Genomic DNA, 24,620 nt, shown 5'->3' with positions numbered 1-24,620 from the left:
GGTGTGGAGGGAACCACAGGATAGACCGGGCGCCGCGCGCGCGGTTGCACGTCGAGCCTGCCCGGAGCGCGGCCGGGCAGCCGCCGGCTTCACCGGCGCTGCATGCCGAACGCTAGCCCGGCAGGCGCAGGAAGGAGCCGCCGCGCCGGAACCAGCTGTCGAGTGCCGCGACCTTTGCCCGGGCGTGGACCTCGCCGCGCACGCCTGCGATCAGGCCGACCAGTTCGCTGCGCAGGTACCAGAGGCCACCCAGGTCGGCCCGCTGGATGCGCCGGCGCAGGCGGTGCGAATCGTCGGGCGGCACGCAGATCAGCAGCAGGTGCATCTGGATGCGGATGTCGTCCTCCAGGACCAGCCGGTCCGCCAGCGTGGTGACCTGCGCAGGCGTTGCGGGGGTCGGTGCGCTGCGGACGGCGCTCTGGATCGAGGCGACCGCAGTGGCGGCCGCCCGCAGGACAGTCTTCATCGGGGCCTCTCTGTTGAGCTGTCGCTCATTAGGAGACGAGTTACATCGCGAAACAATTACTCGGCGACGGACGAAGCCGCGCCATGCCCCAGCGGTCGGCGGGGTTCCATTCGTCTTGGAGAAGGTGCCGCTCGTTCGCGGCCGAACAGCGCTACCAGAGCGCCGAATCGCGCATGCTGTCTTCCTCGCGACGCATGCGCCGGATGCCACGGCTGCGCTGCCACTGCAGGATGCCGGCGGACGCGGCGGCCAGCACCAGGAGCTCCCAGGCCTTCAGCGAACGGCCGAAGGCGGCGGGCGCGACGAACCAGCCGATGGCCGCGACCACCAGGGCGCCGGCAAGGACAACGGTACGGGAAGGGATCATGCTGGCGGAAAGGATGTGCCGGCCATTCTTCCACGACATCGGCCTTCGCCGCCGGGAGAGGCCACGGGAGTCGACTTTGCACAACACGCACGCGCCCCATGCACGCCGGGAACCGCCGTGCGCCACGGGCGGCCGCGCGGCCGCGTGCGTATCATCGCCGCCTCATTCCATCACGCAGGTCTTGACATGAAGCTGGGCATCGAGGGCAAGTGGGCGCTGGTTTGCGGCGCGAGCAAGGGACTGGGCTACGGCTGCGCCGAGGCGCTGGCGCTGGAAGGCGTGCACGTGGTCATCGTGGCGCGTGGCGCCGAGGCATTGGAGGCCGCCGCCACGCAGCTGCGCGCCGTCGCCGGCCTTCCCGCCGGCACGCGCGTGGAGCCGATCGCCGCCGACATCACCACCGCCGAGGGGCGCGCGAAGGTGTTCGCGTTCCGCAAGGACTACGACATCGTCATCACCAATGCCGGCGGCCCGCCCCCCGGCGACTTCCGCGACTGGGAGCGCGACACCTGGATCAAGGCGGTCGAGGCCAACATGCTCACGCCGATCGAGTTGATCAAGGCCACTGTGGACGGCATGGCCCAACGCGGGTTCGGCCGCATCGTCAACATCACCTCGGGCGCGGTGAAGTCGCCGATCGCCAACCTGGGCCTGTCGAACGGCGCGCGCACCGGCCTCACCGGCTTCGTGGCGGGCGTGGCGCGCGACCCCAAGCTCGCCTCGGCCAACGTGACCATCAACAACCTGCTGCCCGGCGCGTTCGACACCGATCGCCTGCGCACCACGATGCAGGGCGCGTCGAAGAAGACCGGACAGCCCATCGAGGCGGTGATGGACGTGCGGCGCAAGCAGATCCCGGCCCAGCGTTTCGGCAACGCGCAGGAGTTCGGCGCGGTCTGCGCGTTCCTGTGCAGCCAGCAGGCGTCGTACATCGTCGGCCAGAACATCCTCGCCGACGGCGGCGCCTACTCGGGCACGTTCTGACGCGCTCAGGCCAGCCCGCACCAGAGGGCGATGCGCTGGGCCAGGTCCATCCACAGGCCCCAGGCCGCGGCCAGGACCACCAGCCCGCCGGCAGCGCGCGTCCCCCAGACCTCCCTGCCGTTCCCGCGCGGCCCGCGCACGCGCTCGAACACGAGCGGCGCAGCGACGAGCGAGATGGCGCTGCCGGCGGCGAACAGCGCCATCGACAACGCGCCGGCCGCCGCTCCCCCGCTGAGCGATGCGGCGAGCAGCGCCGAATACAGCAGGCCACAGGGCATGCAAGCCCAGAGCAGGCCTGCCGTGAAGGTGCCGCCCACGCGGGGCGCCCACGGACGCACGCGGTTCCAGAGATTCCGGCCGGCGCTGCCCACGAGCGCGGGTTGCCGTCCGAGCACCAGGAGCGACAGGCCCCACGCCAACACCGCCAGATGCAGCAGCGTCCACGCCGGTCGCAATGCCGCGCTGTGCTCGCCCATCCACGCGAAGCCGTCGACGGCCTGCGCCGCGACTGCGCCCGCGGCCGCATAGCCGACGACGCGTCCCGCGTGGAACGGCAACGACGCGGCGCGGGGCGGCGGATCCGAGCGGCGGACGACGCGGATCACGCCGGCGCAGGCGGTGCCACACATCGCGACGCAGTGCGGGCCGCCCACGAGGCCCATCACGAAGGCCGCGCCGACCAGCGTCAGGACCATCGCGGGCTCAGAGGATCCGCGAGAAGCTGGCGCGCTGCCGGTCCGACTGCAGATGGCGGTCGAACACCATCGCGATCGCACGCACCACGTACCAGCCCGCCTCGGTGACCTGGATGCCCTCGTCGTCCACGCGCACCAGCCCCAGCTTCTCGTGCTCGCGCAAGGCCGCGAGTTCGGGCGCGAAGTACTCGCGCGCATCGAGCAGCCAGGCTTGCCCGATGGCCTCGAACGACAGCTGGCCCTGGCACATCAGCGCCATGATCACGGCGCGCCGCGCAAGGTCGTCGCGCGTGAGCGCGAGCCCGCGGACCACAGGCAGCCGGTCCTGGTCCAGGGCGTCCTGGTACTCGTCGAGCGTCTTCGCGTTCTGGCTGTAGGTGGCGCCGATGCGGCTGATCGCCGACACGCCCAGCCCCACCAGGTCGCAATCGGGATGCGTGCTGTAGCCCTGGAAGTTGCGGTGCAGGCGTCCCTGCCGCTGCGCCACCGCGAGGGCGTCGCCGGGCAGCGCGAAATGGTCCATGCCGATGTACTGGTAGCCGGCGGCCTGGAACGCCTGCAGCGCCTGCGACAGCATGGACAGCTTGGCGCCGGCACCGGGCAGGTCGACGCTGAGGATCCGCCGCTGCGGCTTGAAGCGCTCGGGCAGGTGCGCATAGCCGTACAGCGCGATGCGATCGGGCCGCAGCGTGGCCACCTGCTGCAGCGTGCGCGCGAACGATTCGGCGGTCTGCTTCGGCAGGCCGTAGATCAGGTCGACGTTGACCGATTCGAAACCGATGGCGCGGGCGGCCTCCATCAGCGCGAACACCTGCTCGGCGGGCTGGACGCGGTGCACCGCCTGCTGCACGTCGGGGTCGAAGTCCTGCACGCCGAAGCTGATGCGGTTGAACCCCAGTTCGTACAGCGCCGCGAGCCGGTTCGCATCGACCGTGCGCGGATCGATCTCGATCGAGCACTCCGCGCCCGGCACGATGTCGAACGCCTCGCGCAACATCGCCAGCAGCTCGCCCAGTTCCGCGTCGGAGAGGAAGGTCGGGGAGCCGCCGCCCAGGTGCAGTTGCGTGACAGGCTTGCGCGTGCCGAGGTGCCTGACGACAAGGGCGATCTCCTGCGCGACGCTGCGCAGGTAGGCGGTGCCCCGCTCGTGCTTGCGCGTGATGATCTTGTTGCAGGCGCAGTAGTAGCACAGCGACTCGCAGAACGGGATGTGCACGTACAGCGACAGCGGCAACGCCAGGCTGCGGCGCTCGGCCAGCGCGCCGGCCAGCTGCGCCGGGCCGAAGGCCTCGACGAAGCGGTCGGCGGTGGGATAGGAGGTGTAGCGGGGACCGGCGACGTCGAAGCGGCGCAGCAGCTCGGTGGGCAGCGGGATCATGGCGTGGGGGTCAGGGCGCGGCCGAGGCCGATGGGTGCGGGCGTGGCCAGCACGATGCGGGTGAACAGGCGATCGTAGGCCGGGTCGCGCGGTGCGCCGGCCAGCGGGTCGCCATCGTGCGCGAAGGCGCGGTCGATCTCGGCCCACGCCGACACCGGCAGCAGGCGCTCGGCGGCCGGCAGCAACTGGGTCTCCTCGATGCGCATGTGCTCGAGGTAGAAGCTCACGTACTCGGTCGCCGCCGCGATGAACGCCGCACGCCGCGAACCGCCCACCAGCTCCCAGGCCAGCAGCAGGTGCTGCAGTTCGCGCACCTTCGCCTCGCCCTGCATGTGCTCGCGTTCGAGCCGCTCGATGACCGGCATCAGCTCCGGCGCCGCCGCGGCGAGCCGCGGGAACAGCAGGTTCGATTCCTTGGGGTGGTGCCGCTGCTCGGGGAATTCGTCGATGTAGAACAGCATCGCGCGAAGCACGTCGAAGAAGCGCTCGGGCGGATCCTCGCCGGCCTGTTCGACCGTCGGCAGGATGGAGCGCAGCACGGCGGCGACGGCCGAATGCTCGCGGCGGATGATGTCGGGGGCACGAGGCGTGTCGATCATGGCGTCGTCCTCAATGCACGCGGGCCTCGAAGGTCCGAGTCAGGCCGTCGATGTCGGTGATGCGCACGTGCTTCTTGTCGACCTCCAGCAGGCCCTGCTGCTGGAACGCCGAAAAGGTGCGGCTCACCGTCTCCAGCTTCATGCCCAGGTAGCTGCCGATCTCGGCGCGCGACATGCGCAGGTGGAACTCGGTGGCCGAATAGCCGCGCGCCTTGTGCCGCTGCGACAGGTTCAGCAGGAATGCCGCGAGGCGCTCCTCCGCGTTCATGCTCCCGAGCAGCACCATGAGGCTGTGCTCGCGCACGATCTCGCGGCTCATGAGGCGGGCCAGCACCATCTGCAGGTTGCCGTTCTGCGCCGCCAGCTCGCTCAGGTGCGAATACTGGATCGCGCACACCTCGGTGTCCTCCAGCGCGGTGGCGCTGCTGGCATGCACGCCGTTGGCCAGGCCGTCCAGGCCCATCAGCTCGCCCGCCATCTGGAAGCCACTCACCTGCTCGCCGCCGGCCGCGAGCGGCAGGCTGGTCTTGAACGTGCCGCTGCGCACCGCGTAGACGAACTGGAAGCGGTCGCCGGGGCGGTACAGCGTCTGTCCCGCGGCCACCTTGCGGCGGCCGAACATCAGGCGGTCCAGGCACTCGGCATCGCTGCCGGACAGCCCGCAGGGCAGGCACAGGTCGCGAAGGTGGCAGGTCGAGCACATCGTCTTCAGCGGCGCGACTTCGCTGCGGCGTTGCGTGGACGCGGGCCGGATCGGGATGGCGCGCGCGATGGACCGCGTGGCAACGTCGGGGGTGGCGGCGAAGGTCATTGGTTGTTCGTTCGGAGATGAAATGGGCGGCTCAATGGGGCAGCGACTGCGAGGCGGCGTGCACGGCGCCGGGCAAGAGAGCGGCGTCGGACGACTTGTCGAGGAACAGCGAGGCGCCCGCTGCGAGATAGCGCTTGCGGTAGGCCGGGCCGGCGTTGTTGCTGAAGACGACGAAGGCCACCTGCGGCGCGGCTTCGCGCACGGCGCGCAGCACGGCCAGGCCGGGGCCGCCATCGAGCTGCACGTCCAGCACGACGACGTCGGGGCGCGTGGCCAGGATGCCGGCGATGCAGGCCTGCGGCGTCTCGGCTTCCCCGACGATCTCGGTGCCCCCGTTCAGGAGGTCGGCGACGCGCGCCCGGATGGCGGCGGAATCGTCGGCGAGGAAAACCTTCAGGGAATCGGCGCTGCGTGGCATGCCGCTACTGTCGCCGCCGGCCCGTGATCGGACCATCGGCGCCGGCTGAAGCGACGCCTCGGAAGGCGCCGGTTGCGCCTGGGAAGGACTCCGACGACGCCTAGGAATCGTCCTAGGCGCAGGGAGCTGGACTGCTAGACGTCCTTGTCCGCGAGCCCGTGCCGCATCGCGTAGCGCACCAGCTCGCTCTGGTTCTGCAGCCCCAGCTTCTGCAGCAGGTTGGCCTTGTGGGTGCTCACCGTCTTCACCGAGACGTTCAACCGTGCCGCGACCTCGGTCACCGTGCCACCGGCCACGAGCTGGCGGAACACCTCGAACTCGCGGTCCGTCAGCACGTGGTGCGGCGCCTGCTCCACCGCGCCCGGCATCGCGCCCAGCGCCAGTTGTTCGGCGACCTCCGCGCTCACGAACGCACCGCCGGCGGCGATCTTGCGGATCGCCTGCACCAGCTGCCCCGGCGCGCTCTCCTTGGTGAGATAGCCGCTCGCGCCCGACTTGATGGCGCGCACCGCGTACTGCAGCTCCTCGTGCATGCTCAGGACGAGGATGCGCACCTTGGGCTTCTCGGCCTTCACGAGCTTGATCAGCTCCATGCCGCTGCGGCCCGGCATCGACAGGTCCTGCACCAGCACGTCGAACTCCTGCGCGCGCACCACCTGCAGCACCTGGTTGCCGTCGGCGACCTCGCCCACCACCTGCACGTCGGGCGCGTCGGCGACGATGCGCTTGAGGCCCTCGCGCACGATGGCGTGGTCGTCGGCGATCACGAGGCGGATCACGGCTGCTCCTCCTGCACCGGCAGCACGGCCTGCACGTGCGTGCCCTTCCCTGGCTGGCTGCGGATCTCGAGCGAGCCCTGCGCGAGCTGCGCGCGTTCGCGCAGGCCCGCGAGACCCAGCGACTCGGCACGCCGCGGCGCCGCGGTGTCGAAACCGACACCGTCGTCCTGCACCTCGAGGCGGATCGCGCCCGGCAGCCGCCGCAGCACCACGGCGACCTGCGCCGCCTGCGCATGCTTGGCCACGTTGGCCAGCGATTCCTGCACCATGCGGAACACCGCGGTCGCATGCGGCTCGCCCAGCTCGATGTCGTCGGGCGCATCGAGCTCGCACGCGACGCCGCTGCGCTGGCTGAAGTTCTGCACCAGCCATTCGATGGCGGGCACCAGTCCCAGGTCGTCCAGCACCAGGGGCCGCAGGTCGGCGGCGATGCGGCGCGTGGATGCCACGCTGCCATCGAGCATCGCCAGCATCTGGTCGAGCTTGGCCTGCACCTGCACCGGGTCGGACTGCAGGTGCTCGCGCAGCCACATCGCGTCCATCTTCAGCGCGGTGAGCGACTGCGCCAGTTCGTCGTGCAGCTCGCGCGCGACGCGGCTCTTCTCCTGCTCGCGGATGGCGCTGGCCTGCGCGGCGAAGGCGGCGAGGTCGTGCTGCGCACGCACACGCTCGGTGACGTCGCGCAGGATCACGGTGTAGAGCTTGCCTTCGGGGGCATCGAGCTGCGAGATCGAGGCGTCCATCGGGAACTCCTCGCCGTTGCGGCGCAGGCCGTGGATCACGAGCCCGTCGCCCATGCGCCGCGACGTGACGCCGGTGCGGCCGAAGCCCTGCACCTGCGCCGCATGCTGGGTGCGGAACCGCGCCGGGAGCAGCACGTCGAGCGGCTGGCCGATCACCTCGTCCTGGGTCCAGCCGAAGATCTTCTCGGCGGCGCGGTTGTAGAGAACGATGCGCTGGCTGGCATCGGTGGTGACGATGCCGTCCATGGCCGAATCGATCAGGCCGGCCAGCCGCGCCGCCAGCCGCGACTGCTCGTCCTGGGTCCGCACGCGGTCGGTCACGTCGCGCAGGATCACCGTGTAGAGCTTGCCCTCCGGCGTGTCCAGTTGCGAGATCGAGGCATCGACCGGGAACTCTTCGCCATCGGCGCGCCGCCCGAACACCACGCTGCTGCCGCTCATGCGGCGCGAGCTCGTGCCGGTGGCGCCGAAGCGGCGCACATGGTCCGCATGGCTGCCGCGGTAGCGCTGCGGGATCAGCTCGTCGAGCGACATGCCGCGCGCCTGCTGCGCGGGCCAGCCGAAGATGCGCTCGGCGGCGCGGTTGTACAGCACGATGGTCTGCGCCTCATCGACGGTGATGATCGCGTCCATCGCGGAGTCCAGGAGGGCGGCCAGGCGGGCCGCGGCGGTGGGATCGGTGACGGGGGTCTCGGGCAAAGCGGCGGGGTCCTCGCGGCGAATTTACCGCAACCCCGCCTGCCCGACGAGGCAGCCCCGCCCCGAGGCTCACCCGGTGTCCGTGCGCCGGTTGACTGCCTCGCCCGTCATGGCCAGCAAGGTGCTCAGCGAACAGGCGGCGCAGGTCGCGGCCCAGAAGAGGAAGAAGGCGGCGGTGTAGATCGCCGCCCGCGGACAGGCCAGCGCCGCGCCGCCCCACCGCAGGTCCAGCGGGTCGACCAGCGCGAAGACGGCCAGCTCCAGCACACAGGCGGCGAGAAGGCCGGCCACACCACCAGCATCAACGTGCGCGCGACCATGGCGCTTCAGCGATTGGGCGCCGCAGGCGTCGCGGCATGGTTGCGGGCCTGCAGCGCCGGCACGCGGGCACGCTCGTCGGGTCGCTGCTGCTGCAGGCTGCTGCGGCGCCAGGCAGGCTCCTCCACCAACGGATCGGCGCCGCGCGCCGCGAGCACCAGGGTCGCGATCGAGGCCAGCACCACGATCGCGGGGCCGGCGATCACCAGCCACAGGTGGCCGTGGCGCCACCAGGGGCGCGGCGAATCGGAATCCGGGGTCATGCGTCTTGTCTCCTAACGGGGCACGAGGAACACGGACTTCTCGCGCACGTGCGCGTCGGCGTCCCGGGCCCCGATGTCGAAGTGGATGGGATGCGAGCCAGCGCTGGCCGAGCCGTCCGCGATCTGCACTCGCACCGCGACCCAGCGCGATTCGGCCGGCCCGACCGTCACCTCGGGATCGGAGGCGAGCGACAGGCCCGGCAGTCCGTCGGCCGTGATGCGGTAGTGCTGCGTCTGCTCGGTGGCGTTCATCACCTGCAGCCGGTAGACGTTCTCCAGTTTGCCGCCCGGCACCAGCCGCGCCAGCGCCGCGCGATCGCGCACCACGTCCACCTTCAGCGGCGTGCGCAGCACCAGGCTCGCGGCCAGCGCGATGCACAGCGCGACCAGCACCGCGGCGTAGACCAGGATGCGCGGACGCAGCACGCGCCGCACGATCTCGCGACGCGACTCGCCGCGCGCCAGCGCGTTCTGGGTCGTGAAGCGGATCAGCCCGTGCGGGTAGTGCATCTTGTCCATCACGCCGTCGCACACGTCCACGCAGGCCGCGCAGCCGATGCACTCGTACTGCAGCCCCTTGCGGATGTCGATGCCGGTCGGGCAGACCTGCACGCACAGGTTGCAGTCGATGCACGAGCCCAGGCCCTTGGCCGCGAAGTCGTCATTGCGGCCGCGGGTGCCGCGGGGTTCGCCGCGCGCGCTGTCGTAGCTCACGATCAGCGTGTCGCGGTCGAACATCGCGCCCTGGAAGCGGGCGTAGGGGCACATGTACTTGCAGACCTGCTCGCGCAGGAAACCGGCATTGCCGTAGGTCGCGCCGGCGTAGAAGAACACCCAGAACACCTCCCACGAGCCCATGCGGGTCTGCAGGAACTCCATGCCCAGCTCGCGCAGCGGCGTGAAGTAGCCGACGAAGGTGAAGCCGGTCCACATGGCCACGCCGACCCACAGCAGGTGCTTGAAGGACTTCTTGACCAGCTTCTCCAGCGAGAGCGCGCCGGCGTCGAGTTTCAGCCGCTGCTGCCGCTCGCCTTCCACCTTGCGCTCGATCCACAGGAAGATTTCCGTGTAGACCGTCTGCGGACAGGAGAAGCCGCACCACAGGCGCCCGGCCACCGCCGTGAAGAGGAACAGCGAGAGCGCGCTCACCACGAGCAGGCCGGTGAGGTAGATGAAGTCCTGCGGATACAGCACCGCCCCGAACAGGTAGAAGCGCCGCGCCGCCAGGTCGAACAGCACCGCCTGCCGGCTGCCGGCCTCGTTCGCCCATGACAGCCAGGGCAGCCCGTAGAACACGGCCTGCGTGAGCCACACGAAGATCCAGCGCCAGCGCGCGAAGGTGCCGGTCGTGGCGCGCGGGTAGACCTTCTTCTCGCTCGTGTACAGCGACTCGCTGGCGGGGACCGGCAGGATGGGGATGACTTTCTGGTTCATGGGAGGCAAGCGCGGTCCGCGACCGGCCACGCCATGGTGCCGGTGCAGCACGGGGCTGTGTTTGCGCTGGATCAGGCGGAGCGCAGTTGGGCGCGCGCGACGACAGACCGGCTCGGCTCCAGCATCGAGCGCTCTGCCCTCCTCTGTCATTGCGGGCTTGACCCGCAATCCAGTGCGGTGCTTGGACGGCCGCCGTCGCTGGATCCCGGGTCAAGCCCGGGATGACAGCGTCGCGGAATGAGGGGCCCTGCCCGAGCACGCAATGCGCCGGCCCGCGGCAGGCGGTGTCTGGCAGGGTCGATTTGGGTGACGGGAGCGAGCGCAGGGAACCGACTCTCACCGTCTGAGACCCTGCCAGGCACCGCCTTCCGCGCACCCCGAACGCGTCAACGACACCTCACCTTCAAGGCTTCGCCGCCACCGCCTTGTTCGACAGCCCCCACACATACGACGCCAGCACATGGATCTGCGCGTCGCTAAGCTTGCCCTGCTGCGTCGGCATCACGTTCGTCTTGCCGTTGTTGACCATGGCGATGATCGCCTGCTCCCCGTAGCCATGCAGCCAGGTGTCGTCGGTGAGGTTGGGCGCGCCGATCGCCTGGTTGCCCTTGCCGTCCGCGCCGTGGCAGGCGGCGCACACGGTGAACTTGCTCTTGCCCAGCTGCGCGCGCAGCGAATCGTGCGGCGCGCCGGACAGCGACAGCACGTAGTTCGCGACGTTCTTCACGTCGTCGGCCGAGCCCACCGCCGCCGCCATGGGCGGCATGCTGCCCCGGCGGCCACCGGTGATCGTCTCCACGATCTTCTCCGGCGACCCGCCATGCAGCCAGTCGTTGTCGGCCAGGTTGGGAAAGCCCTTGCTGCCGCGCGCATCCGAGCCGTGGCACTGGGCGCAGTTGTTCATGAACAGCCGCTCGCCGATCGCCATCGCGGCCGGGTCGCCTGCGACTTCCTCCACCTTGCGCGCGGTGAACTGCGCATACAGCGGCGCGAGCTCGCGCTCGGACCTGCGCCACCTCGCCCTGGTAGGCGTCGCGCGACGTCCAGCCCAGCTCGCCCTGGTAGGTGCCCAGGCCCGGATAGGCCACCAGGTACAGCAGCGAGAACACGACCGTGCCGACGAACAGCCACATCCACCAGCGCGGCATCGGGTTGTTCATCTCCACCAGGTCGCCGTCCCAGACATGGCCGGTGGTGTTGTCCGCGGTCGGCTCGACCTTCTTGCGGGACGTGATCCACAGCAGCAGCAGGCACGCGAGCATGCCCGCGAGGGTGACGCCGGCCACGTAGACCGACCAGAAGTTGCCGGTGAAATCGCTCATGGCGTGGTCCTCACTCGCTCTCGAACGGAATGCGGCCGTCGGCCTCGAAGCGCTCGCGGTTGGAGCGCGCGTACGCCCAGGCGACGATGCCGAGGAAGGTGGCGAAACAGGCCAGCGTGGCCACGATGCGCAGGGTGGTGATGTCCATGGTGTCGTTTCTCCTCGCGGCGCGTCACTTCAGGGCCAGGCCCAGCGACTGCAGGTACGCGACCAGCGCGTCCATCTCGCTCCTGCCCTTGACCTCGTCGCCCGCCTTGGCGATCTGGGCGTCGGTGTAGGGCACGCCGACGGCGCGCAGCGCCTTCATGTGGGTGCCGATGCTGGTGTCGTCGGCCGGCGTCTTCTCCAGCCACACGTAGGCCGGCATGTTCGACTCGGGCACCACGTCGCGCGGGTTGTTCAGGTGGATGCGGTGCCACTCGTCCGAGTACTTGCCGCCGACGCGCGCCAGGTCGGGGCCGGTGCGCTTGCTGCCCCACTGGAACGGGTGGTCGTAGACGGATTCGCCGGCGACCGAGTAGTGGCCGTAGCGCAGCGTTTCGGCGCGGAACGGGCGGATCATCTGCGAGTGGCAGTTGTAGCAACCCTCGCGCAGGTAGATGTCGCGGCCCGCGAGCTGCAGCGCGGTGTAGGGCACCACGCCCTGGATCGGCTGCGTGGTGGTCTTCTGGAAGAACAGCGGCACGATCTCCACCAGGCCGCCGACGGCGACGACCAGCAGGATCAGCACGATCATCAGGAAGTTGTTGGTCTCGACCTTCTCGTGGCTGAAACCGGTGGATGTGGCGTTGGTGCTCATGGTGTCTCGTTCCTTCAGGCAGCCACCGACACCGGCACGTTCACGCGCACGGCGCGGCCGCCCGCCGCGGTCATCCAGGTGTTCCAGGCCATCACCAGCATGCCCGCCAGGTACAGCAGGCCGCCGATCACGCGGATCACGTAGAAGGGATAGGTGGCCTTCACCGATTCGACGAAGGTGTAGGTGAGCGTGCCGTCGGCATTGATGGCGCGCCACATCAGGCCCTGCATCACGCCGGCGATCCACATGGCGGCGATGTACAGCACGATGCCGACCGTCGCGATCCAGAAGTGCAGCTCGATGGCACGCACCGAGTACATCTGCTTGCGGCCGAACAGGCGCGGGATCAGGTAGTACAGGCAGCCCATGGAGATCAGGCCCACCCAGCCCAGCGCGCCGGCGTGCACGTGGCCGATCGTCCAGTCCGTGTAGTGCGACAGGGCGTTGACGGTCTTGATCGACATCATCGGGCCCTCGAAGGTCGCCATGCCGTAGAACGACAGGGCCACGATCATGAAGCGCAGCACCGGGTCGTCGCGCAGCTTGTGCCAGGCGCCCGAGAGCGTCATCACGCCGTTGATCATCCCGCCCCAGCTGGGCGCCAGCAGGATCAGCGAGAACAGCATGCCGATCGACTGGGTCCAGTCCGGCAGCGCGGTGAAGTGCAGGTGGTGCGGGCCCGCCCACATGTAGGTGAAGATCAGCGCCCAGAAGTGGACGATGGAGAGCCGGTAGCTGTAGACCGGCCGCTCGGCCTGCTTGGGGATGTAGTAATACATCATCCCCAGGAAGCCGGCGGTGAGGAAGAAGCCCACCGCGTTATGGCCGTACCACCACTGCACCATCGCGTCCTGCACGCCGGCATAGGCCGAGTACGACTTCATCCAGCCTGCCGGAACCTCCGCGCTGTTCACCACGTGCAGCACCGCGATCGCCAGGATGAAGCCGCCGTAGAACCAGTTGGCCACGTAGATGTGGCGCACCTTGCGCGTGCCGACCGTGCCGAAGAAGACGACGGCATAGGCCAGCCACGTGGCGGTGATCAGGATGTCGATCGGCCACTCGAGCTCGGCGTACTCCTTGCCCGTCGTGTAGCCCAGCGGCAGGCTGATGGCGGCGGCCACGATCACGGCCTGCCAGCCCCAGAAGCTGAAGGAAGCGAGCTTCGGCATGAACAGCGGCACCTGCGAGGTGCGCTGCACGCAGTAGTAGCTGCTGGCCATCAGCGCGCAGCCGCCGAAGGCGAAGATCACCGCGTTGGTGTGCAGCGGCCGGAGCCGCCCGTACGAGAGCCAGGGGATGCCGAAATTCAGTTCCGGCCAGGCCAGCTGGGCGGCGATGAACACGCCCACCAGCATGCCCACCACGCCCCACACTACGGCCATGATGGAGAACTGCCGCACCACCGTGTCGTGGTACTGGAGCGGCGCGGTTGTCTTGTCGTTCATCGGGGCACCTTCATCGTCATGCCCCAGTGTCGGCCGCGCGCGGAGCACGGCTGTTGATGCACGTCAATCGTCCACGAGAATCCGCTGCGCCTCGGCGTCGAGCGATTCGAACTGGCCACGCCAGACGGCCCACGCAAGCGCGCCCAGGATCAGCAGGCCCAGGCCGACCGACAGCGGAATGAGAAGGAAGAGGATGTCCATGGCAAGGGGCTAGAGGCTGGGTGCTGGAGGCTGGGGGACTCGCGCCAGGCGCGCGGAGTTGGCGACCACCACCAGCGAGCTCGCGGCCATGCCCAGGCCGGCCAGCCACGGTGGCATCCAGCCGGCGATGGCCAGCGGCACGCACAGCGCGTTGTAGGCCGCCGACCAGGCCAGGTTCTGCCGCACCACGGCGCGCGTGCGGCGGGCCATCTGCAGCAGCAGCGGCACCGCGGTCAGCTGGCCCCCGGCGACGATGACGTCGGCCTGCGATTGCGCGAGCGGCGCGCCATGGCCCATCGCCACCGAGAGCGTCGCGCTCGCCAGCACCGGCCCGTCGTTCAGGCCGTCGCCGACGACCAGCACGCGCCGCCCCTGCCGCTGCTGGCCGCGCACCCAGGCCAGCTTGTCCTCGGGCGATTGCCCGCCGAGCCCCGCGGCGATGCCGGTGCGGTCGGCGAGGCGTTGCACGGCCGCCGTGCGATCGCCCGACAGCACCTGCAGCGAGAGTCCGTCGCGTCGCAACTGCGAGACCGCATCGACAGCGTCGGGTCGCACCTGCTCGTCGAGCGTGAACGCGGCGAGCCAGCCCTGCGCGTCGGCCAGGTGGACCTGCGCGGAGGCCACGTGTGCAGGAGCGCCGCAGAAGCCGGCCGAACCCAGGCGCAATGCCAGCAGGTTGGCCCCGAGCTGCAGGTTGCCTCGCAGGCCCTGCCCGGGGAGTTCCTGCACGTCGAGTGCCTGCAGGTCCCCCGCCGCCGGCGATGCCGCGATGGCACGCGACAGCGGATGCAGCGAATGGCGCGCCAGGGCGGCCGCCCACTGCACGACGGGGACATCCTCCAGGCCGGGCCGCACCTGGACGCCGGCCAGCGCAATGCGGTCGCTCGTGAGCGTGCCGGTCTTGTCGAACACCACCGCGTCGATCGAGGCCCCCTCCTCCAGCGCCTCGAGCCGCCGCACCAGGACGCCGCGGCGTGCCAGCGCACCAGCGGCCGCCAGCATCGCGGCGGGCGTGGCGAGCGAGAGCGCGCAGGGGCACGTGACGATCAGCACGGCGATGGCGACGCCGACGGCATGGGCGCGATCGACCGGCCACCACCAGCAGGCGGCCAGCACCGCCGCGAGCAGCACGCCAAGAAGGAACGGCCCGGCCATGCGATCGGCCAGGCGCGCCAGCCGCGGCTTGTCGACCGAGGCACGCTCCATCAGCGCCACGATGCCGGCGAAGCGGGTGTCGCCACCCAGGCGCTCCACGCGCACCAGCAGCGGCGCGGAGAGGTTGTGGCTGCCGGCGATCACCGCATCGCCCGCGCCGCGCGGCAGCGGCGACGACTCGCCCGTGAGCAGCGCCTCGTCGACGCGGCTCGCGCCCTCGAGCACGGTGCCGTCGGCCGGGATCGCCTCGCCCGGCAGTACGCGGATGCGATCGCCGACGCGCAGCGCACTCGCGGCCACGCGCGCGAAGCTGCCATCGGCCGCCTCGCGCTCGATCGTGGACGGCAGGCGGCGGATCAGGGATTCGAGCGAGCCGGCGGTGCGCTCGCGCAGCCGCTGCTCCAGCAGGCGCCCGGAGAGCAGGAAGAACACGAACATCACCACGGAGTCGTACCAGACCTCACCGCCCAGCGGGCCGGCAGGATCGAAGGTGGCCGCGGTGCTGGCGCCGAAGGCGAGCAGGATGCCCGCGGAGACCGGCACGTCCATGCCGATGCGCGCGTGGGTGAGGTCGCGCCAGGCCGACGCGAAGAACGGACGGCAGGAGAACAGCAGCACGGGCAGCGTGAGCAGCCACGACGCCCAGCGCAGCAGCGCGACGACGTCGGCCGTCATCTCGCCCGGCGCGGCCAGGTACGCGGGAGCCGCGTACATCATCACCTGCATCATGCAGAAGCCCGCCACCAGCCAGCGCCAGAGCAGCTGGCGCTGGGCGCGCCGGCGTGTCGCGGCTTCCAGCTGTCCGCTCGTGGGCCAGCCGCGGTAGCCCGCGCAGCGCAGGGCGGCGAGCCATTGCGAGGGCCGCCCCTGCGCGGGGTGCCAGACCACGCGGGCGGTCGCCGTGGCGCCATTCACTTCGACCGAGCGCACGCCGGGCAGCGGCAGCAGGGCCTGTTCGATCAGGAGCGAGCAGCCGGCGCAGTCGATGCCTTCGAGCCCGAGGTACGACTCCCACGTGCCGTCGTCACCGGCCACAGGGCGGCTGAAGCCCTCCCACGCTTCGCGCTCGTCGAGCGCCGCGTCGTGGGCCGCTTCCGCCCCGCCTTGTGGAGGCTCGGGCAGCGCCAGGGGCAGGATCGCGGCTTGCATGCGGGGAGGCTAAGCGGGCGCATGGCCGCGCTGCTTGATGTGGATCAACGGCGCGGTGCAGCCGGCCACCTACGCTTCAGGTCGTCCCACCGGAACCCCCATGTACAAGCGCATCCTCGTTCCCACCGACGGTTCCCCGCTCTCGAAGAAGGCCGTGCGGAGCGCGGTCGATCTCGCCGCGTCCCTGGGCGCCGAACTGGTGGCGCTGAACGTGGTGCCGCGCTATCCGACGGCCTTCTTCGAAGGCGCGATCTCGCTGTCGCCCGAGGACGTCCGCCGCGTGGAGAAGCAATGGGCCGAGCGTGGCCAGGCGCTGGCCGGCAACGTGGAGGCGATGGCGAAGAAGGCAGGCGTGAAGGCGCGCGCCATCACCATCTCCTCGGACCTGGTCGCCGAGTCCGTGCTGGCCGCGGCGCGCAAGCACAAGTGCGACCTGGTGGTGATGGCCTCCCACGGCCGCAAGGGCCTGCGCCGGCTGCTGCTGGGCAGCGAGACGCAGCACGTGCTGACGCACGGCCAGGTGCCGGTGCTGGTGCTGCGCTAGGTTGCGCCGCTACACGACCAGCCGGTGCCGCAGCGCGTAGCGGGTGAGGCTGGCGACGTCGCGGATACCCAGGCGGTCCATGATGCGCAGCCGGTGCACGTCCACGGTCTTGTGGCTGAGCCCGAGCCGGATGCCGATCTCGCGCGACGTGCAGCCCTCGGCGATCAGCGTGAGGATTTCGAGCTGTCGCGTGGTGAGCTGCTCCTGCGCCGCACCGGACGGCGGCACCAGCAGCGAACGCGTGATCACCGGACTGAGGTAGCGCAGGCCTGCCATGGTGGCGCGGATCGCCTCCTGCAGCTCGCTGCTCGCTGCATTCTTCACCACGTAGCCCGACGCGCCGTTGCCCAGCGCGCGCCTTGCCACCTGTGGCGAGTCCTCCATCGACAGCACCAGGATCCGCAGCTCGGGCCACTGGCTGTGGACGCGCTCGATGGTCTCCAGGCCGTCCATGCCCGGCATGCCGATGTCGCACACGAGCACTTCGGCGCGCGTGTGCTCCAGCAATGCGAGCAGCGACGCGCCGTCGCGCGCTTCGGCCACCACCCGCATGTCAGGCACCTGGGCGAGCAGCGCCGCGAGGCCGGAGCGCACCAGTTCGTGGTCGTCGACGAGGATGACCCGGATGAGCGCGGCGTCGTGCGCTGGGGTCCTGGAAGGGGAGGCAGTCACGCGGAAGAGTCGAAAAGCGAAGCCCGGACACCACGGTGTCGGGCAAACACGGACTGTCGCATGCCGCCACGAAGCGAACTGTGCAATTCGGCGCAGATGCGCCGGGCGCATGCGTGCGCCCTGTCAGTCAATTGCCTAAGGCGTTCGCCTCAGAGCCAGAGCGCCAGCATCACCGCGACCCACAGGGCCACGGCGACGGCGATGCCGATCCAGAAATAGGGGGTGCCCACCAGGCCCGCGTCTTCCGGCGCCATCTCAGACCCTCTCCCAGCACGCGATGCGACGACCCGACTGCCTGTCGTTCATGCCAATCTCCCGATTGGCTGCATGGTGCTGGCGCGGCAGCGCGCATCTCGTAGGACGGCGTTGGCTCAACCCGTGCGGCAATGGACCACCAGCGAACTCATGGTGAGCTGCCGTCCTACAGCCGAGTCCGGCGTGCGGCTCTGGCGGGCAGGCACGCACGTTGCCATCATCGCTGCGTGATCCAGGACCTCGACCCCAACGAAAGCCAGTTGCTGGCCAACCTGCTGCGCGCCAGCGGACGCGACCCCGGGAGCTTCCGCGCCGAACTGCAGTCCGACTCGCTGGTGCGCGTGACCGGTCCGCGCGGCACGGCGTTCTATCCGCGCGACTCGTGGTTCACCCGCTTCTCGCGCCACCTGGACAAGTCGTTCTTCGATGCCGTGGTGCCACCGCCCGCCGGGCCGCGCATGGCACGCAAGCGCGCACACGCATTGGAAGTCGGCGCGGACGGCGGCACCAGCCGGTAGCATCGCGGGTCTGATGACGACCCGACACCCTGGCGCCGCGCACTTCTCCGGCGCCGCCCTCCCCGCATGAATCCCGACGCCGCCACGCTCTGGCGCGCGCCGCCCTGGGCCCTCGCGGTGCTGCTTGCCATGCTGGGCATGCTGGGACCGTTCTCGATCGACACCTACATCCCGGCGTTCTCCGGCATCCAGGCGGCCATCGGCGCGACGCCGGTGCAGATGCAGCAGACGCTGTCGGCCTACCTGTTCGGGTTTGCCTTCATGAACCTGTTCCACGGCGCTCTGTCGGACAGCTTCGGAAGGCGACCCGTGGTGCTGGTGGGCATTGCGGTGTTCACGCTGGCCTCGGCCGGCTGCGCGCTGTCGCAGACCATCGGCCAGCTGGTGTTCTTCCGCGCGCTGCAGGGACTGTCGACGGGTGCCGGCATCGTGGTGTCGCGCGCGGTGATCCGCGACATGTTCCCGCCCGCGCAGGCGCAGCGCGTGATGAGCCAGGTGACGATCTACTTCGGCGTCGCGCCCGCCGTCGCGCCGATCGTCGGCGGCTGGCTGTTCGTGCACGCGGGCTGGCACTCGGTGTTCTGGCTGCTCACGGGCATCGGCATCGCGCTGTGGACGGCCAACTTCAAGCTGCTGCCCGAGACGCTGCACGCCACGCACCGGCAGCCGTTCAACGTGCGCAACCTGCTGCGCGGCTACTGGCAGCTGGGCGCGAACCCGCGCTTCCTGCTGCTGGCGCTGGCCAGCGGGGTGCCCTTCAACGGCATGTTCCTGTACGTGCTGTGCGCCCCCGAGTTCCTGGGCACGCACCTGGGACTGGCACCGCAGCAGTTCTTCTGGTTCTTCCTCCTCACGATCGCCGGCATCATGGGCGGCGCCTGGACCAGCGGCCGGCTCGCCGGGCACATCGCGCCCAAGCGGCAGATCCGGCACGGGTTCCTGATCATGCTGGCGGTGTCGCTGGCCAACGTGGCGGCGAACCTGCTGTGGCCGGCGCACGTGGCATGGGCACTGATCCCGATCGCCGTGTTCGCCTACGGCTGGGCGCTGATGGTGCCCGTGATCACGCTGCTGGTGCTGGACCTCAGCCCCGAGCGCCGTGGCATGGCGTCGTCCCTGCAGGCCGTGATCGGCTCGACGGCCAACGGCATCGTGGCCGGCGTGGTGGCCCCGCTGGTGATGCACTCCACGCAGGCGATCGCGATCGCCTCGTTGCTGATGATGGGCGTGGGGCTGGTTGCGTGGATCTACGTGCACGCCCGCTGGCCGGAGATCGGGCGCGTGGCGACTGCCCACGCGGCCTGAGACGGAAGCGGACAGCCGAACGCAAAAGGCGCAAAAAAACAGCCAAAGGACGCAAAAGAATTCCTTCCAGAGAGGAAGTCCCCTTCGCGTTCTTTGGCTGTTTGCCGTTCGCGCCTCTTGCGTTCGGCTGTCCGCCTTCCGACGGCGCCGAGTCGGTTACCGCGCCGGCTTGTACGCGCGCTTCTTGGCGTCGCGCGGCACGAAGACCTTGCCGCCGTTGCCGCGAGGCGCCGGCTTGGCGAAGCCTTGCGCCGGTTTTTCCCACGGCGTGGACGGGCGGCGCTCGCCGCGGTCGCCGCCGAAGTCGCCGAAGCCGGCCTTGCGGCCGTACTCGCCCTCGTGGCGGCGCGGTGCGCCACCGCTGCGGTGCGGCGGACCGCCGCGGCCACGGCCGGCGTTGAAGCCGGGCTGCGGCGGGCGCGGCGTGCGCTGCTGCGGCTCGAGGCCGGGGATCACCTCGGCGTGGAAGGCCTGCTTGGTGTAGGCCTCGATGTCGAAGATCTTGAAGCGGTCGCGGAACTCGGCGAACGTGACGGCCAGGCCGTCGCGGCCCGCACGGCCGGTGCGGCCGATGCGGTGCGTGTAGTCCTCGCTCTTCATCGGCAGGCCGAAGTTGAACACGTGCGTGATCGTGGGCACGTCGATGCCGCGCGCCGCGACGTCGGTGGCCACCAGGATCTGCACCTGGCCATTGCGCAGCGCCATCAGCCGGCGGTTGCGCAGGCCCTGGCTCAGCGCGCCGTGCAGCGCGACGGCCGAGAAGCCTTCCTGCTGCAGGTCGTTGGCGAGGCCGTCGCACTCGACCTGGGTCGAGGCGAACACGATGGCCTGGTTGATCGACTGGTCACGCAGCCAGTGGTCCAGCATCGCGCGCTTGTGCTGCGAGTTGTCGGCCCAGAACAGTGCCTGCTTGATGTTGGCGTGCTTCTCCTGCGGGCTGTCGACCTGGATGCGCTGCGGCTGGCGCATCACGCGCCCGGCCAGCTGCTGGATGCGCGGCGCGAACGTGGCGCTGAACATCATGGTCTGCTGGCGGTTGGCCGTGAGCTGGTTGATCTCGGCCAGGTCGTCGGCGAAGCCCAGGTCCAGCATGCGGTCGGCCTCGTCGACGACGAGGAAGCGCACCTGGTCCAGCTTGATCTGCTGCGAGCGCTGCAGGTCCAGCAGGCGGCCCGGCGTGGCGACCACCAGGTTGGCGTTCTGCAGACGCGCGATCTGCATCTGGTACGGCATGCCGCCCACGACGTTGGCGATGCGCAGGCCGCGGCAGTGCTTCACGAGATCGATGGCGTCGTGCGCCACCTGCTGCGCGAGTTCGCGCGTGGGGCACAGGATCAGCGCGCCGGGGGTGGCGGCCTTGAAGTTGCGCGGGTCGGCCGGGTTGCGGCGCTTGCGCTTGGTCGGCGCTTCGCCGCGCGCGGCGGCCTCGTCGGCCAGGCGCTGCTGCTCGGCACGCTCCTTCTCCTCGGCCTCGGCCTGCAGCTGGATCAGCGTGTGCAGCACGGGCAGCAGGAAGGCCGCGGTCTTGCCGCTGCCGGTCTGGCTGGAGACCATCAGGTCGATGAAGGCGGCGTCGCCCTCGCCACCGGTGGGCAGCGCGCGCGGGATCGCCTGCTCCTGCACCGAGGTGGGCTGCGAGAAGCCAAGGTCTTCGACAGCGCGCACCAGCTCGGGCGCGAGGCCCAGCTTGACGAAGCCATTGGGCAGCGCGGGCGCGGCGGAGGTGTCGATGTCGGAGGAAAGCGCAGGCGCGAAGTCGCCCTGCACGTCGAACGTGTCGGTCATTGGATGTTTCCGTGCGACCGCGCCCGTGGGGAGCGGTCGTCGTCAATGGTTAAGGAACATCAACCATTCAGACGACAATCCGGCGCGCTGTGGCGCCGGTGGCTCATTCGGTGAGCCTGTGCATGAAGGCAGATGAAGGTTTCGCCGCCGCCTGCTGAAGGTCCTGCGCTGCGAAGCCCGCCATTGTCGCACGGATCCGGGTTTTCACCAAGTCCCCGGGGTCTTCCATCTCACTGTGTGACGCGCAGGAAGTGCTCGCGGTAGTGCGCCAGTTCCTCAATCGACTCGTGCACGTCCGCCAGTGCCGCGTGCGCCTGCTGCTTCTTGAAGTTGGCGTAGATGTCCGGCCGCCAGCGCTTGGCCAGTTCCTTGAGCGTGCTCACGTCCAGGTTGCGGTAGTGGAAGAACGCCTCCAGCCGCGGCATGTACTTCACGAGGAAGCGCCGGTCCTGGCCAATGGTGTTGCCGCACATCGGCGAGCCGTTCTTGGGCAGGTACTTCGCCAGGAAGGCCAGCAGAGCTTCCTCGGCCTGCGCCTCGGACACGGTGGACGCCTTCACGCGATCGATGAGGCCGCTGCGCCCATGCGTGCCCTTGTTCCACGCATCCATGCGGTCGAGCTGCTCGTCGCTCTGGTGGATGGCGAACACGGGGCCTTCGATGCGCGGGGCCAGGTCGGGGCCGGTGACCACCACGGCGATTTCGATGATGCGATCGACCTCGGGGTCGAGGCCGGTCATCTCGCAGTCGAGCCAGACGAGGTTCTGGTCGCTCTTGGCAAGCGTGGGCGCGGCCGTTGTGGCAAGGGTCTGGTCCATCGCGGGATTGTCGCAAGGAATAAACTCGACCGATGCGCCTCTCCGCCCTCTGGACCCTCCTGTTCGCCGCCGCACTGCTGGCCGGACTGGCAGTGAAGTTCTGGCTCGCCACCCGCCAGGTGCGCAATGTCGCGCGCCATCGCGCCGAAGTGCCCGCGCCTTTCGCCGGCACCGTCTCGCTCGCCGCGCACCAGAAGGCCGCCGACTACACGGTGGCCAAGGCGCGCGTCGGCCTGCTGGAGACCGCGTTCGGCGCCGTGGTGCTGCTCGGGTGGACCTTGCTGGGCGGCCTGCATGCGTTGAACCAGGCACTGCTCGCCTGGCTCGGCCCTGGCATGGCCCAGCAGCTGGCGATGCTGGTCTGCTTCGCGGTGATCAGTGGCCTGCTGGACCTGCCGTTCACGCTGTACCAGACCTTCGTCATCGAGGAGCGCTTCGGCTTCAACAAGATGACGCTGCGGCTGTGGCTCGTCGATGCCGCCAAGGGGCTGGTGCTCGGCGCGCTGATCGGCCTGCCGATCGCCTGGCTCATGCTGTGGCTGATGGGTGCCGCAGGCTCGTTCTGGTGGCTCTGGGCCTGGGGTGTGTGGATGGCCTTCAACCTGCTGCTGCTGGTGCTCTATCCCACCGTCATCGCGCCGCTGTTCAACAAGTTCCGCCCGCTCGAGGACGAGACGCTCAAGGCGCGCGTCACGGCGCTGATGCAGCGCTGCGGCTTTGCCGCCAAGGGCCTGTTCGTGATGGACGGCAGCAAGCGCAGCGCGCACGCCAATGCCTACTTCACCGGTTTCGGCGCCGCCAAGCGCGTGGTGTTCTTCGACACGCTGCTGAACAAGCTCTCGCCCGGCGAGGTGGACGCGGTGCTCGCGCACGAGCTGGGCCACTTCAAGCACCGCCACGTCGTCAAGCGCATCGTGGGCCTCTTCGCGGCCAGCCTGGTGGGCTTCGCGCTGCTCGGCTTCCTGGCCACGCAGCCCTGGTTCTACCTGGGCCTGGGCGTCGCGCCCAACCTGCGCGGCCCGAACGACGCGCTGGCGCTTCTCCTCTTCCTGCTGGTGGTGCCGGTGTTCTCGTTCTTCATCGCCCCGCTGATGGCGCAGCTGTCACGCCGCCACGAGTTCCAGGCCGATGCCTTCGCTGTGGCACAGACGGGGCGCGACGACCTGCGCGGCGCATTGCTCAAGCTGTACGAGGACAACGCGTCGACGCTCACGCCCGACCCGCTGTTCGTGAAGTTCTACTACTCGCACCCGCCGGCGTCCGAGCGGCTGGCGCGCATGGCGGGATGACCATGGCCGATTCGATGCTCACGCGCAAGGACTGGTCGCTCACGCCGCGGCGGGCGCTGCGGCCCACCGAGGTCGTCACGCGTCTCTCGTCGTTGACGGGCTGGTCCCTGTCCGGTGATGGCGCGGACGTCGCCATCGAGAAGGCCTTCACCTTCGCCAACTACGGCGAGACGATGGCCTTCGTGAACGCGGTGGCCTTCATCGCCCATCGCGAGGACCACCATCCCGACCTGTCGGTGCACTACGCGCGCTGCGTCGTGCGCTGGCGCACGCACGACGTGCAGGGCCTGTCCGAGACCGACTTCGCATGCGCCGCCGCGGTCGACGCGCTGCTCGCCTGACGATGGCAGGAGCGTTGCTTGGCTGACGACAGCGGGCTGCGGCCCGGCCTGGTGGTGGCCAGCTTCGGCCGCCATTGCCTGGTGGAATCGGACGACGGCGAACGCCGCATCTGCCATCCGCGCGGCAAGAAGGCCCAGGCCGTGGTCGGCGACCGCGTGCAATGGCGCAGCAGCCACGACGAGGGCACGATCGAGAGCGTCGATGCGCGCCGCAACCTGTTCCACCGGCAGGACGAGGTGCGCACCAAGTCCTTCGCCGCCAACCTCGACCAGGTGCTGCTGCTGATCGCGGCCGAACCCGAGTTCTCCGAGCACCAGCTCTCGCGCGCGCTGATCGCCGCCGAGGCCGAGCACATCACGCCGCTGATCGCCCTGAACAAGAGCGACCTCGTCGAGCCGTTCGAGCGCGCCTGGACGCGGCTTCTGCCATACCAGCAGATGGGCTACGGCGTGCTGCCGCTGTCGCTGCGCCTCTCGCAGGAGGTCGATCGCGAGCACCTGCTGTCGCACCTGCGCGGCAAGACCACGCTGGTGCTGGGTCCCTCGGGCGCCGGGAAGAGCACGCTGATCAACCTGCTGGTGCCCGGCGCGCTGGCGCAGACCGGCGAGATCTCCCGCGCGCTGAACTCGGGCCGGCACACGACCACCAGCACCACCTGGTACTGGATGGACGCGGACCGAAGCACCGCGCTGATCGACTCGCCGGGGTTCCAGGAATTCGGGCTGCAGCACATTCCGCCGATGGCGCTGGCGGGGCTGATGCGCGACCTGCGACCGCACCTGGGCGAGTGCCGGTTCAGCAACTGCACCCATACCCACGAGCCGGGCTGCGGCGTGATCGCGGCGGTGATCCACGCGGAGAGCCCGAACCCCGTCACCACCAACCGCTACCGCATCTACACCGAGCTGTTCGAGGAACTGAGCCAGCCGCCGCGGTATTGAATGCGGGAGCCGACAGCCGAACGCAAAAGACGCAGAAGGACGCAAAAGACGAGAAGACATTCGATGGAGTCATTCGAATGGATCTCTTTTGCGGCTTTTGCGTGATTTCGCGCGTTTTGCGTT

Annotated in this window: 27 protein-coding genes and 1 pseudogene; 7 read left to right on the top strand and 21 right to left on the bottom strand. The window is 69.8% G+C overall.

Going from position 1 to position 24,620, the window contains the following annotated elements; all coding sequences use genetic code 11:
* Positions 1 to 112: 112 nt before the first annotated feature.
* Positions 113 to 466, bottom strand: coding sequence for a hypothetical protein (locus tag ACPWT1_RS11685; protein ID WP_427911355.1), 354 nt, complete (start codon positions 464 to 466; stop codon positions 113 to 115).
* A 151-nt stretch (positions 467 to 617) separates the two neighbouring features.
* Positions 618 to 833: a hypothetical protein gene (locus tag ACPWT1_RS11680; RefSeq protein WP_427911354.1), complete on the bottom strand. Its 216-nt coding sequence runs from the start codon at positions 831 to 833 to the stop codon at positions 618 to 620.
* A 186-nt stretch (positions 834 to 1,019) separates the two neighbouring features.
* Between ACPWT1_RS11680 and ACPWT1_RS11675 the strand changes: the two genes are divergently transcribed.
* Positions 1,020 to 1,817 carry an SDR family oxidoreductase gene (locus ACPWT1_RS11675; RefSeq protein ID WP_427911353.1) on the top strand — a complete coding sequence of 266 codons (798 nt, stop codon included), beginning with the start codon at positions 1,020 to 1,022 and terminating at the stop codon, positions 1,815 to 1,817.
* A gap of 5 nt (positions 1,818 to 1,822) precedes the next feature.
* Here ACPWT1_RS11675 and ACPWT1_RS11670 read toward each other — a convergent pair whose 3' ends face one another.
* The 16 genes and pseudogenes from ACPWT1_RS11670 to ACPWT1_RS11595 all read right to left on the bottom strand — a co-directional run bounded on the left by ACPWT1_RS11670 (position 1,823) and on the right by ACPWT1_RS11595 (position 16,028).
* Positions 1,823 to 2,512: a sulfite exporter TauE/SafE family protein gene (locus tag ACPWT1_RS11670; protein WP_427911352.1), complete on the bottom strand. Its 690-nt coding sequence runs from the start codon at positions 2,510 to 2,512 to the stop codon at positions 1,823 to 1,825.
* A 7-nt stretch (positions 2,513 to 2,519) separates the two neighbouring features.
* Positions 2,520 to 3,890, bottom strand: coding sequence for an oxygen-independent coproporphyrinogen III oxidase (gene hemN, locus ACPWT1_RS11665; RefSeq protein ID WP_427911351.1), 1,371 nt, complete (start codon positions 3,888 to 3,890; stop codon positions 2,520 to 2,522).
* Positions 3,887 to 4,489, bottom strand: a complete 603-nt coding sequence (locus ACPWT1_RS11660) for a hemerythrin domain-containing protein (RefSeq protein ID WP_427911350.1) — start codon at positions 4,487 to 4,489, stop codon at positions 3,887 to 3,889. The genes hemN and ACPWT1_RS11660 overlap by 4 nt, the downstream gene beginning before the upstream one ends.
* Positions 4,490 to 4,499: 10 nt before the next feature.
* Positions 4,500 to 5,300, bottom strand: coding sequence for a helix-turn-helix domain-containing protein (locus ACPWT1_RS11655; RefSeq protein WP_427911349.1), 801 nt, complete (start codon positions 5,298 to 5,300; stop codon positions 4,500 to 4,502).
* A 31-nt stretch (positions 5,301 to 5,331) separates the two neighbouring features.
* A complete protein-coding gene (locus tag ACPWT1_RS11650; protein ID WP_427911348.1) occupies positions 5,332 to 5,718 on the bottom strand; it encodes a response regulator in 387 nt (128 codons plus the stop codon).
* A 134-nt stretch (positions 5,719 to 5,852) separates the two neighbouring features.
* Positions 5,853 to 6,497, bottom strand: a complete 645-nt coding sequence (locus ACPWT1_RS11645) for a response regulator (protein WP_427911347.1) — start codon at positions 6,495 to 6,497, stop codon at positions 5,853 to 5,855.
* Complete coding sequence (locus ACPWT1_RS11640) at positions 6,494 to 7,939, bottom strand: PAS domain-containing sensor histidine kinase (RefSeq protein ID WP_427911346.1); 1,446 nt, start codon at positions 7,937 to 7,939, stop codon at positions 6,494 to 6,496. The genes ACPWT1_RS11645 and ACPWT1_RS11640 overlap by 4 nt, the downstream gene beginning before the upstream one ends.
* Positions 7,940 to 8,008: 69 nt before the next feature.
* Positions 8,009 to 8,230 carry a hypothetical protein gene (locus tag ACPWT1_RS11635; RefSeq protein WP_427911345.1) on the bottom strand — a complete coding sequence of 74 codons (222 nt, stop codon included), beginning with the start codon at positions 8,228 to 8,230 and terminating at the stop codon, positions 8,009 to 8,011.
* Positions 8,231 to 8,265: 35 nt separating this feature from the next.
* Positions 8,266 to 8,520 carry a nitrogen fixation protein FixH gene (locus ACPWT1_RS11630; protein WP_427911344.1) on the bottom strand — a complete coding sequence of 85 codons (255 nt, stop codon included), beginning with the start codon at positions 8,518 to 8,520 and terminating at the stop codon, positions 8,266 to 8,268.
* Positions 8,521 to 8,532: 12 nt separating this feature from the next.
* On the bottom strand, positions 8,533 to 9,954 hold the full coding sequence (ccoG, locus tag ACPWT1_RS11625; protein WP_427911343.1) for a cytochrome c oxidase accessory protein CcoG: 1,422 nt from the start codon (positions 9,952 to 9,954) through the stop codon (positions 8,533 to 8,535).
* Between the two features lie 403 nt (positions 9,955 to 10,357).
* Positions 10,358 to 11,276: pseudogene (gene ccoP, locus ACPWT1_RS11620) on the bottom strand (cytochrome-c oxidase, cbb3-type subunit III).
* Positions 11,277 to 11,286: 10 nt separating this feature from the next.
* A complete protein-coding gene (locus tag ACPWT1_RS11615; protein WP_427911342.1) occupies positions 11,287 to 11,424 on the bottom strand; it encodes a cbb3-type cytochrome oxidase subunit 3 in 138 nt (45 codons plus the stop codon).
* A 24-nt stretch (positions 11,425 to 11,448) separates the two neighbouring features.
* Positions 11,449 to 12,075, bottom strand: a complete 627-nt coding sequence (ccoO, locus tag ACPWT1_RS11610; protein WP_427911341.1) for a cytochrome-c oxidase, cbb3-type subunit II — start codon at positions 12,073 to 12,075, stop codon at positions 11,449 to 11,451.
* A gap of 14 nt (positions 12,076 to 12,089) precedes the next feature.
* Positions 12,090 to 13,523, bottom strand: a complete 1,434-nt coding sequence (gene ccoN, locus ACPWT1_RS11605; RefSeq protein ID WP_427911340.1) for a cytochrome-c oxidase, cbb3-type subunit I — start codon at positions 13,521 to 13,523, stop codon at positions 12,090 to 12,092.
* Between the two features lie 63 nt (positions 13,524 to 13,586).
* Positions 13,587 to 13,724 (bottom strand): cbb3-type cytochrome oxidase assembly protein CcoS, encoded by a 138-nt coding sequence (gene ccoS, locus ACPWT1_RS11600; protein WP_427911339.1) that lies wholly within the window; start codon positions 13,722 to 13,724, stop codon positions 13,587 to 13,589.
* 9 nt (positions 13,725 to 13,733) lie between these two features.
* Positions 13,734 to 16,028 carry a heavy metal translocating P-type ATPase gene (locus tag ACPWT1_RS11595; RefSeq protein ID WP_427911338.1) on the bottom strand — a complete coding sequence of 765 codons (2,295 nt, stop codon included), beginning with the start codon at positions 16,026 to 16,028 and terminating at the stop codon, positions 13,734 to 13,736.
* A 100-nt stretch (positions 16,029 to 16,128) separates the two neighbouring features.
* Here ACPWT1_RS11595 and ACPWT1_RS11590 point away from each other — a divergent pair, with 100 nt between their 5' ends.
* Positions 16,129 to 16,572 (top strand): universal stress protein, encoded by a 444-nt coding sequence (locus ACPWT1_RS11590; protein WP_427911337.1) that lies wholly within the window; start codon positions 16,129 to 16,131, stop codon positions 16,570 to 16,572.
* A gap of 9 nt (positions 16,573 to 16,581) precedes the next feature.
* Here the strand turns inward: ACPWT1_RS11590 and ACPWT1_RS11585 are convergent, their stop codons facing one another.
* Positions 16,582 to 17,244: a response regulator gene (locus tag ACPWT1_RS11585; RefSeq protein WP_427911336.1), complete on the bottom strand. Its 663-nt coding sequence runs from the start codon at positions 17,242 to 17,244 to the stop codon at positions 16,582 to 16,584.
* A 482-nt stretch (positions 17,245 to 17,726) separates the two neighbouring features.
* Here ACPWT1_RS11585 and ACPWT1_RS11580 point away from each other — a divergent pair, with 482 nt between their 5' ends.
* Positions 17,727 to 18,017, top strand: coding sequence for a hypothetical protein (locus tag ACPWT1_RS11580; protein ID WP_427911335.1), 291 nt, complete (start codon positions 17,727 to 17,729; stop codon positions 18,015 to 18,017).
* 66 nt (positions 18,018 to 18,083) lie between these two features.
* Positions 18,084 to 19,322, top strand: coding sequence for a multidrug effflux MFS transporter (locus tag ACPWT1_RS11575; RefSeq protein ID WP_427911334.1), 1,239 nt, complete (start codon positions 18,084 to 18,086; stop codon positions 19,320 to 19,322).
* A 156-nt stretch (positions 19,323 to 19,478) separates the two neighbouring features.
* Here ACPWT1_RS11575 and ACPWT1_RS11570 read toward each other — a convergent pair whose 3' ends face one another.
* Positions 19,479 to 21,107, bottom strand: a complete 1,629-nt coding sequence (locus ACPWT1_RS11570) for a DEAD/DEAH box helicase (RefSeq protein WP_427911333.1) — start codon at positions 21,105 to 21,107, stop codon at positions 19,479 to 19,481.
* A 230-nt stretch (positions 21,108 to 21,337) separates the two neighbouring features.
* Positions 21,338 to 21,925, bottom strand: coding sequence for an oligoribonuclease (gene orn / locus ACPWT1_RS11565; protein WP_427911332.1), 588 nt, complete (start codon positions 21,923 to 21,925; stop codon positions 21,338 to 21,340).
* A gap of 32 nt (positions 21,926 to 21,957) precedes the next feature.
* On the opposite strand from orn, the gene ACPWT1_RS11560 reads away from it, so the two are divergent.
* The 3 genes from ACPWT1_RS11560 to rsgA are packed head-to-tail and all read left to right on the top strand — an operon-like array spanning position 21,958 to position 24,497.
* Positions 21,958 to 23,214, top strand: a complete 1,257-nt coding sequence (locus ACPWT1_RS11560; protein WP_427911331.1) for a M48 family metallopeptidase — start codon at positions 21,958 to 21,960, stop codon at positions 23,212 to 23,214.
* Between the two features lie 2 nt (positions 23,215 to 23,216).
* Positions 23,217 to 23,555: a 4a-hydroxytetrahydrobiopterin dehydratase gene (locus ACPWT1_RS11555; protein ID WP_427915547.1), complete on the top strand. Its 339-nt coding sequence runs from the start codon at positions 23,217 to 23,219 to the stop codon at positions 23,553 to 23,555.
* An 18-nt stretch (positions 23,556 to 23,573) separates the two neighbouring features.
* Entirely contained in the window at positions 23,574 to 24,497 is a 924-nt protein-coding gene (gene rsgA, locus ACPWT1_RS11550; protein ID WP_427911330.1) for a ribosome small subunit-dependent GTPase A, read from the top strand.
* The last annotated feature ends 123 nt before the right edge of the window (positions 24,498 to 24,620 follow it).

This window comes from Ramlibacter sp. MMS24-I3-19, from assembly GCF_050320135.1.
Classification (GTDB): domain Bacteria; phylum Pseudomonadota; class Gammaproteobacteria; order Burkholderiales; family Burkholderiaceae_C; genus Ramlibacter.
This window is presented reverse-complemented; position numbering and strand designations above follow the sequence as displayed.